A 7,231-nucleotide genomic window follows, 5' to 3' on the forward strand; every position below is an offset into this window, starting at 1 on the left:
GGCCGCCCTGGCCGAGGCGGGGCTCGCCATCGCCGACCTGCGCACCGCCGAGGCCGATTTGGAAGACGTGTTCCTCCAACTCACCCGTCCCATCGCGGCGGGACCGCAGGCGGCATGATTTATGCTCGGGCCGACAATTCTTCTGCGCCGATTTTTAAGGAGTTTCCTCATGTTCGGTAGCCTCTCCCTCAGTCTGCCGGGGTGCGTTCCGCCCGAACCGATGAAGCTTGGCCCCGCGATCGTCGAGCCGGTGCTGTCCGATCATGCCGCCCGCATGCCCGATGGCGCAACGCTGCCGATCCGCGTCACCAAAGCCCACGGGGCCTGCCGCGCGGTGATTATCGCCCTGCACGGGATGAATGATTACGGCACCTTCATTGCCGATGCCGCCGAAGATTGGGCGCGGCAGGGCATCGAAACCTTAGGCGTCGATCAGCGCGGCTTCGGGCAATCGCCGCTGGTGGGCCGCTGGGTGGGCGAAGACGGGTTCGTCAACGATTTGGAAGCTATCGTCCGCCTCGCCGGGCAGCGTTACCCCGGCGTGCCGCTCTATGTGCTGGGCGAGAGCATGGGCGGCGCGATTGCGATGCTCGCCGCCAGCCGCGATCAGCTTCCCGGCGTGCGCGGCATCATTCTGTCCGCCCCCGCCGTGCTGGGACGGCAGGCGCTGGGGTGGTTTCCGAGCTTCGCCCTCGATTTCACCGCCAGCCTGTTCCCCGGCTTCAGCCCGTCCGGCCAGGGGCTCGGAATCCGCCCCTCCGACAATGAGCCGATGCTGGATGCCCTGGGCCGCAACCCGCTGGTGCTAAAGGGCACGCGCCTTGATACGATCTATGGGCTCGTCGATCTGATGGATGCGGCGCTAAACCGGGGTGGCACCGACGCAATCCCCACGCTGTTTCTGTATGGGGCCAAGGACGAGATTATCCCGAAAGCGCCCATGAGCCAGCTTCTCGCCCGCTACAGCCGCTTCCACCACGCGCGCGCGTGGCGCTTCGCCTATTACCCCGACGGCTGGCACCTGCTGACGCGCGACCTGCAAGCGCCCACCGTGATCGCCGATATCGCCGCCTGGGTCTTCGATCAGGAAGCAGCCCTGCCCTCCGGCCTAGAGCGGGCCGACCGGCGCATTCCCGGCCACGACTGACGAATAAGAAAACCAGCTTGCGTTAACGTCAACAGATGCTCACACTTCCCCCCGATACCACGCCGCGAAGACGGCGACATCAGGGGGAAAACATCATGCGGACATGGATCGGCGCGGCTTTGGTCGCGGCAACGGCGCTCACGACGCCGGCTTTCGGCCAGAGCTTCAGTGGGCTTTACGTTTTTGGCGATAGTCTCAGCGATAACGGCAATCTGTTCCGGCTTACCGGGCAGCCGCCCGCGCCCTATTTTCAAGGCCGGTTTTCGAATGGCACGACCTATGCCGAACGGCTGCCCAGCCTGCTCGGCTTCGTCTATACGCCGAGCACAAATTTCGCCGTTGGCGGCGCACTGACGGACACCACCCATAATGCCGGGCTGCCGAACCTCGGCATGCAGTCGCAGGTGACGAATTTCCTTGGCACCGGCAAAAGCTTCGGCGCGCGCGATCTTGTCGTCGTTTGGGGCGGCGCGAATGATTATTTCGGCACGCTCGCCACCGTTGCCACCCAATCGACCGGGCAGGCGCAGGTGACGATTTCCAATCAGATCACCAGCACGATCGGCAATCTTGCGGGCGAAGTGCAGGCGCTGGTCCGCGCCGGGGCACGCGAAGTGATCGTGCCGAACCTGCCGCTGCTGGGGGCCACGCCCAGCGTTTCGGCTAATGGCACCGTCGCCAGCACGACCGCCAATCTGATTACCGTGAACCATAACAGCAACCTCGCCACCACGATGAATTCGGTCGGGCGCGGTTTGGGCGCGAATATCTATCTGATCGATACGGCGGCGCTGTTCAGCGATATGCAGAGCAATCCGGCCAAATACGGGCTGTCGAACACCACCGCGCAATGCTTGCAAACGGCGGCCTGCGTTGGCGGATCGGCGGCGACCCAAGCGCAATATCTGTTCTGGGACGGGGTGCATCCGACCGCCGCCGTCCATCAGATTTACGCCGCCTATGTGGCCGCAAACCTCAGCGGGACCGCCGTGCAATCGGCGCCGGGCCGCTTGGCCGAAGCCACCGCGCGCGGCTTCAATAGCGATATTTCCGCCCGGCAATATGCCCGGCGCGGCGGCGCGGGCGGCATGAGCCTTGCGGGTTCCGCCCTGCCCGGCACGACTCAGGGCGGCGATAAGGATAAGCCCTTCGCGGTCTTCGTCGCCGCCAACTATGGTTGGGGCGAGCGCGACAGCAGCGCCACCGAAGCCGCGCTAGACTATACCGATACGGCCATCACCATCGGTGCCGATTATCGGCTGGGCAGTCAGTTCCTCATCGGCGGCGCGCTCGGCTACGGCATGAGCGACGGTAAAATCGGCAGCGGCCTCGGTAAGGTCGAACAGAACAGCGTCCGGGGCGCGCTCTATGCCTCGCTGTTTTCCGATGCTTGGTACATCGACGCCAGCGCCACCGCCGGGGTGAATGACTTCGATAAGATCACCCGCAATACCGGCTTCATCGGCGCGCCCTCCGTGAGCACCGACACGTCGGGCCGCACCGTCACCGCCGGGCTGGAAGCGGGCTATCTCTTCAAAGCGGGCGATTTCGCTTTCGGGCCGTTGGGCGGTTTCCGCTACAGCGTTATCAGCCTCGATGGTTATACGGAAGGCGGCTTTACCGGCGTTGCCCGTCAGGTCGATAAGCAGCGCTTCACGTCGTTCATCGCCCGCGCCGGGGTGCAAGCGAGCTATAAGCTGGCCGTCGACGGCGCAACGGTGGTGCCACGCGCCGCCGCCGTGGTCGAGCATGAGCTGGGCGACCGCTCCCGGACCATCACCAGCCGCATCGTCAGCCAGCCGGGCGTGACCCAAAGCACGCGCACACCGGACGACGATAAAACCATTCTGCGCCTCTCGGCAGGCGTCGCCGCCGGGTTCGGCGACCGCTACACCCTAAGCTTCGACGGCGACACCAGCGTCGGCGGCGACGGCAAGGACCATCGCATCTTAGGCCGCCTGCGCGTCGCTTTCTAACCCGCGCGCCTATCGCGAAGGGGGTTGCACTCCGCCGCCCCCTTCGCTAAGGTCCGCCCCAACAGCCCGGTTTTCACCGCGATGCACCCGTAGCTCAGCTGGATAGAGCGCTGCCCTCCGAAGGCAGAGGTCACAGATTCGAATTCTGTCGGGTGCGCCAATCTTTTCATTTTAAGAATAGCTTAAAAAAGCACCGTCACAGCGCCTACTCTCTAAGCCAGTCCGAAAAACCCTTAGACGCCGGGCGGATTACGCTATGGCTAGAGACGATGACATTAGTCACCAGGGACGGGGCGGGGTTGGCATGTCGCAGCAGAGGCAGATTATTCTGCGCGTTCGGGAAATGATTGTGACCGGCGCAATGAAAGCGGGGGAACGGGTAACGGAAATTCGCCTCGCGCAGTCGCTGGGGGTTTCACGGACCCCGGTTCGTCACGCCCTCAGCATTCTTGCCCAGGAAGGCCTGCTGGTTTCCGCCGAGGTTGGGCGCGGTTTTGTCGTGCGGGCGTTTTCGGAGAAAGACATTCGGGATGCCATTTTATTGCGGGGTATTCTGGAAGGAACGGCGGCACGATTGGTTGCCGAAAAGGGCCTGGATAGGGACACCAGCCAAATTCTGCATGCCTGCGTAAAGCGCGGGGGCGCGATTTTTACCAAGGGCGTGCTGCACCCCGGCGATGGCGCTGAATGGGCCGAGATCAACGAATTATTCCATAGCACGCTTGTGGCCGCCGCCGGGAATAGCGCCCTGGCGCAGGCCTTAGCCTTGAATGATCGGGTTCCTTTTGCCTCGGCGGGTGCCTTTTTTGACGATGAGAAGAATAGTCAGGCCCTGGCGCAGCAATATAGCGTTCTGCGCCGCGCACAAGAGCAGCACGAAACCCTCCTCGCCGGTCTCGTGAACCGCGAGGGAGCCCGGGTCGAGGCGCTGATGCGCGAGCATGCCTATGCCGCGATTGAGAATATCGCCCTCTTCCGCACCCCAACGGCGTCAGCGGCGTTAGAGATCGAGAACCAATTCCCCAGCATCGATCCGGGAGACGCAGAGGCAGAGCCTATCCCCAGCAGCTTTTTGGGCCGAGCCTAAGAAGAAATCCCGATGCTCCAGCGCTCCGGTGCAGCTTTTGATCGGTGTGACGCAGAGGCCGCAACTGCCCGCTTGGCAGCTATAGAGGGGGTCATGACCGGCGGCGAGCAGCACATCGAGAATGGTTTCGGTGGGGCCGATGGCATAGCGCGCGCCGCTGCGAGCAAGAACAACCTCAAAGCCCTGCGCGGGGGCCGAGCTTACGGGCGCGGCTGCCGCGAAACGTTCGGAATGCACCTGCGCCGAAGCCCAACCGCAACGGGCGGCGGTTTGCAAGGTTGCATCGATGAGCGGGCCGGGGCCGCAGACATAGAGATGCCGATGCGGGGCAGGTTGGGCGAGAATGGTTTCCAAGGGCACCCCTCGGCTCGGGTCGCCGCCATTGCAATAGAGGCTGAGCCGATCGCCGGCAACCTCGGCTAGCGGGGCCAGCAATGCCGCATCGACCCAGTGCCGCACAGTGTAATGGACGTGGAAATCGGCCCCGGCGGCGGCCAGGGTTTGAGCCATCGCCAGAATCGGGGTAATGCCGATCCCGCCTGCGATGAGAAGGCTTTGCCCGGCGCCTGCCGTCAGCGGAAAACCGTTCGGCGGCAGGCTGGCCGTTAGCAGATCGCCGCCGGCGGCGTGATCGTGCAGATAAGCCGATCCGCCGCGCCCCGCCAATTCGCGCTGAACCGAAATCCAAACCTCCCCCCGGCGCGCCACAGCGAATAGGCCCGCGTTTCCGGACCAGAACTCAAGGGCAGCGTCAGGCGAATATGCGCGCCCGCCTCGGCGCAGCAAAGATCGCTGCCCTCGACCTCCTCCAGCCGAAAGCTTTTCACTCGGCTTGTTTCGGCGCGAATGGCGGCAAGGCGCACCTGCATGATCGTTTCCCCCGGGTCTTATTCCTATTATTGGATACAATAATCTGCCTTTTGAAAAAGGGAAGAGGCCATTTATTCAAATTTTCCGCTGTTATATGGGGGTTTCTGAAATCAGCTTGACGCTAAAATGTATCCAATCATAGAATGCCTTTGCAATATCGCCGACAATAGGCGAGTCCAAAAACGAACGGGAGGGGATGATGTTTTTAAAAAACCAATGGTACGCTGTGGCGTGGGATAGCGATATCGGCGGCAAGCCCGTTGGGCGGACCATCTGTGGCGAGAAAATCGTGTTTTATCGCAAGCGCGACCGCAGCCTTGTGGCGCTGGAGGATTGCTGCCCCCACCGCCTGTTCCCCTTATCGCAAGGCTTTGTTCACGAAGATCGGCTGGTGTGCGGCTATCACGGGCTGACCTTTGCCGACAGCGGGCAGTGCGTGCATATGCCGAGCCAGGATACGATCAACCCCAATGCCCATATTCGCGCCTATCCGGTTATCGAGCGGTATCGCTTTATTTGGGTGTGGATCGGCGATGCGGCTTTGGCCGATCCGGCCCTCCTGCCAGCGCTGCCCTGGTGCGCCGATCCGGCCTGGGCGTTTGACGGCGGCACCTATCAGACCGCCTGCGACTATCGTTTGGTCATCGATAACCTCATGGACCTGACCCATGAAACCTATGTGCATTCCACCAGCATTGGGCAGAAGGAACTGACCGAAGCGCCGTTCGAGGCCAAGCTTGTCGGGGATCGCGCGCGTGTTAGCCGCTGGACATTAAATGTCGAGCCGCCGCCCTTCTGGGTTCATAATTGGAAGTCCAAGGAGCGGGTGGATCGCTGGCAGATTTGCGACTATTCGGTTCCGGGCATCATTACCATCGATGTCGGCGTCGCGCGGGCGGGAACCGGCGCGCCCCAGGGGGATCGGTCCCAGGGAATTTCGGCGACGGTCGTCAATCTCATTACCCCGGAAACCGAAACAAGCTGCTGGTACCATTGGGGCTTCGCGCGCAATTTCGAAACCGACGATCAAGGGCTGACGATGCGGATTCGCGATGCCCAAGGCGGCGTGTTTATGGAAGACATCGAGGTTTTCGTCCATCAGCAGCAAAATATTCTCGCGCGGCCCGACCGGAAAATGATGAGCCTCAATATTGATGCCGGCGGCGTCTTGGCCCGCCGCCTGCTCGATCGGGCGCTGGTTCAGGCGGCCGATAAGGCGGCTTAGGGGCGCTAAGCCGCCAGCGCAATACGCCGGGCGGCCATCCCCTGCGCCAGCGCCGGATCATGGGTCACGAGCAGCACGCCCATCCCGCGCTCGCGCACGAGGCGTTTTAGAAGCTGCATGACCTCCCCTTGGGTCAGCGGGTCCAGGCGGGAGGTGGCTTCGTCGGCAAAAAGGAAGCGCGGCTCGAGCAAGAGGGCACGGGTCAGGGCGATGCGCTGCAACTCGCCGCCCGAAACCGCGCCTGGCAGGCGGTCGAGCAGACGGCTGCTCACATTCATGCTCACGAGCAAGGTTTCCGCCCGCGCCCAACCGATCCCGTGGCGGGTGCAAACATCGTGCAAGGCCCGCCGCAGCGGCAGTTTTGGGGCGAAGGCGGCAATCGGGTCTTGATAGAGTTTCTGAAACGCCCCCGCCGGGCCCGCGCGCGGGTAACGCTCCCCGCGTCGGGAGCCACCAGCCCCAGCAGAATATTGCCCAAGCTAGTCTTACCGCAGCCGCTAGGACCGGAAACCGCGACGATTTCCCCTGCGCCAACGGCGATATCGAGCCCCTCGAACAGCCGGACGCCGCCGCGTTGGAGGCTGAGGCCCCGCCCCTCGATGACGGGGGTGGCCCCCGCGACCGGATCGGGTCGCCACGTCGATGGATCGGCAGCCAGCAAGGCGCGGGTATAGGCGTGGCGCGGGTGCGTAAGAATGGTTTCCGTCGCGCCGCTTTCGATAATCGCGCCGTCGAGCATCACCTGCATCCGCCCGCCCAGCAGCCGCGCCAGCGTGAGATCATGGGTAATGACCATCACCGCCGTCCCGCGCGCGGCGGCGGCCCGCAGTTGCTGCGCGACATCATCGCGGCGGGGAGCGTCGAGCCCCTTGGTTGGCTCGTCGGCGATCAAAAGCGCGGTTTCCGTCAGCGTCGTTGCGGCAAAG

General features: G+C 63.3%; 8 protein-coding genes and 1 tRNA gene. 5 read left to right on the top strand and 4 right to left on the bottom strand.

Annotated elements, in window-relative coordinates:
• Window positions 1-169 precede the first annotated feature (169 nt).
• From VZ95_RS09595 to VZ95_RS09610, 4 genes are all read left to right on the top strand, one after another.
• A complete protein-coding gene (locus tag VZ95_RS09595; protein ID WP_045775647.1) occupies window positions 170-1,147 on the top strand; it encodes an alpha/beta hydrolase in 978 nt (325 codons plus the stop codon).
• A gap of 95 nt (window positions 1,148-1,242) precedes the next feature.
• A complete protein-coding gene (locus tag VZ95_RS09600) occupies window positions 1,243-3,123 on the top strand; it encodes an autotransporter domain-containing protein (protein WP_045775648.1) in 1,881 nt (626 codons plus the stop codon).
• A gap of 83 nt (window positions 3,124-3,206) precedes the next feature.
• Window positions 3,207-3,283, top strand: a tRNA-Arg gene (locus VZ95_RS09605).
• A 144-nt stretch (window positions 3,284-3,427) separates the two neighbouring features.
• Window positions 3,428-4,210, top strand: coding sequence for a GntR family transcriptional regulator (locus VZ95_RS09610; RefSeq protein ID WP_052711647.1), 783 nt, complete (start codon window positions 3,428-3,430; stop codon window positions 4,208-4,210).
• Here VZ95_RS09610 and VZ95_RS09615 read toward each other — a convergent pair.
• Together VZ95_RS09615 and VZ95_RS25425 are read right to left on the bottom strand one after the other, a co-directional pair.
• Window positions 4,124-4,918, bottom strand: a complete 795-nt coding sequence (locus VZ95_RS09615) for a PDR/VanB family oxidoreductase (RefSeq protein WP_156995207.1) — start codon at window positions 4,916-4,918, stop codon at window positions 4,124-4,126. The genes VZ95_RS09610 and VZ95_RS09615 overlap by 87 nt on opposite strands.
• Entirely contained in the window at window positions 4,816-5,079 is a 264-nt protein-coding gene (locus VZ95_RS25425; protein ID WP_052711649.1) for a ferredoxin reductase domain-containing protein, read from the bottom strand. The genes VZ95_RS09615 and VZ95_RS25425 overlap by 103 nt, the downstream gene beginning before the upstream one ends.
• Window positions 5,080-5,276: 197 nt before the next feature.
• Between VZ95_RS25425 and VZ95_RS09620 the strand changes: the two genes are divergently transcribed.
• Complete coding sequence (locus VZ95_RS09620; protein WP_045775649.1) at window positions 5,277-6,305, top strand: aromatic ring-hydroxylating dioxygenase subunit alpha; 1,029 nt, start codon at window positions 5,277-5,279, stop codon at window positions 6,303-6,305.
• A 5-nt stretch (window positions 6,306-6,310) separates the two neighbouring features.
• Here VZ95_RS09620 and VZ95_RS21865 read toward each other — a convergent pair whose 3' ends face one another.
• Both VZ95_RS21865 and VZ95_RS09625 read right to left on the bottom strand, forming a co-directional pair.
• Entirely contained in the window at window positions 6,311-6,577 is a 267-nt protein-coding gene (locus tag VZ95_RS21865) for an ATP-binding cassette domain-containing protein (RefSeq protein WP_198148203.1), read from the bottom strand.
• An 8-nt stretch (window positions 6,578-6,585) separates the two neighbouring features.
• Window positions 6,586-7,231: ATP-binding cassette domain-containing protein (locus tag VZ95_RS09625; protein ID WP_156995209.1), on the bottom strand; the 646-nt coding region annotated here is incomplete at its 5' end.

Origin of the sequence: Elstera litoralis (assembly GCF_000963705.1) — a bacterium.
In the GTDB taxonomy this organism is placed as follows: Bacteria; Pseudomonadota; Alphaproteobacteria; order Elsterales; family Elsteraceae; genus Elstera; species Elstera litoralis.

What these genes read in the sequence shown, in the direction of transcription:
- VZ95_RS09610 (WP_052711647.1), top strand. Translation starts at nt 3,428, where the DNA reads ATGTCGCAGCAGAGGCAGATTATTCTGCGCGTTCGGGAAATGATTGTG.
- VZ95_RS09600 (WP_045775648.1), top strand. Translation starts at nt 1,243, where the DNA reads ATGCGGACATGGATCGGCGCGGCTTTGGTCGCGGCAACGGCGCTCACG.
- VZ95_RS25425 (WP_052711649.1), bottom strand. Translation starts at nt 5,079, where the DNA reads ATGCAGGTGCGCCTTGCCGCCATTCGCGCCGAAACAAGCCGAGTGAAA.
- VZ95_RS09620 (WP_045775649.1), top strand. Translation starts at nt 5,277, where the DNA reads ATGATGTTTTTAAAAAACCAATGGTACGCTGTGGCGTGGGATAGCGAT.
- VZ95_RS09595 (WP_045775647.1), top strand. Translation starts at nt 170, where the DNA reads ATGTTCGGTAGCCTCTCCCTCAGTCTGCCGGGGTGCGTTCCGCCCGAA.